Annotated in this window: 1 protein-coding gene; it reads left to right on the forward strand. The window is 63.6% G+C overall.

What is annotated here, in order from left to right; genetic code table 11:
* Window positions 1-1,223, forward strand: a 1,223-nt coding sequence (locus GJV78_RS22625) for a transketolase family protein (protein WP_269140517.1), incomplete at both ends; no start/stop codon positions are given.

Here is a 1,223-nt window from a genome sequence, read left to right on the forward strand (position 1 = left end):
CGTGCGCTGAGCATGGACGCAGTACAAAAAGCCAAATCCGGTCACCCGGGTGCCCCGATGGGGATGGCTGACATTGCCGAAGTCCTGTGGCGTGATTTTCTGAACCATAACCCCAACAACCCGGCCTGGGCCGACCGCGACCGCTTCGTGCTCTCCAACGGCCACGGCTCGATGCTGATCTACAGCCTGCTGCACCTTACCGGCTACGATCTCTCCCTCGACGAGCTGAAGAACTTCCGCCAGCTGCACTCGAAAACGCCGGGCCACCCGGAAGTGGGCTACACCCCGGGCGTGGAGACCACCACCGGTCCGCTGGGCCAGGGGATCGCCAACGCGGTGGGGATGGCCATCGCCGAGAAAACCCTCGCGGCGCAGTTTAACCGTCCGGGCCACGACATCGTTAACCACTACACTTATACCTTCATGGGCGACGGCTGCATGATGGAGGGGATCTCCCACGAGGTCTGCTCCCTGGCGGGCACCCTGAAACTGGGCAAGCTGGTGGCCTTCTACGACGACAACGGCATCTCCATCGACGGCCACGTTGAGGGCTGGTTCACCGACGACACCGCGAAGCGCTTTGAAGCCTACGGCTGGCACGTGGTGCGCGGCATCGACGGCCACGACGCAGAGGCCATCAAACGCGCGGTGGAAGAGGCGCGGGCGGTCACCGACAAACCCTCCCTGCTGCTGTGCAAAACCATTATCGGCTTCGGCTCCCCCAACAAACAGGGCACCCACGACTCCCACGGCGCGCCGCTGGGCGACGCGGAGATCGCCCTGACCCGCGAGGCGCTGGGCTGGAAACACCCGGCGTTTGAGATCCCGTCTGAGATCTACGCGCAGTGGGATGCAAAAGAGGCGGGCCAGGCGAAAGAGTCCGCCTGGAACGAGAAGTTCGCCGCTTACGCCAGAGCTTTCCCGCAGGAAGCGGCCGAATTTACCCGCCGCATGAGCGGTGAGATGCCGGCCGACTTCGACGCCAAAGCGAACGAGTTCATCGCGAAGCTGCAGGCAAATCCGGAGAAAATCGCCAGCCGTAAAGCGTCCCAGAACGCCATTGAAGCCTTCGGTCCGCTGCTGCCGGAGTTCCTCGGCGGCTCCGCCGACCTGGCACCGAGCAACCTGACCCTGTGGTCGGGTTCTAAAGCCATCAACGAAGACGCCGCCGGGAACTATATCCACTACGGGGTGCGCGAGTTCGGCATGACCGCCATCGCCAA

The organism is Intestinirhabdus alba (assembly GCF_009711095.1).
Taxonomy (GTDB): domain Bacteria; phylum Pseudomonadota; class Gammaproteobacteria; order Enterobacterales; family Enterobacteriaceae; genus Intestinirhabdus; species Intestinirhabdus alba.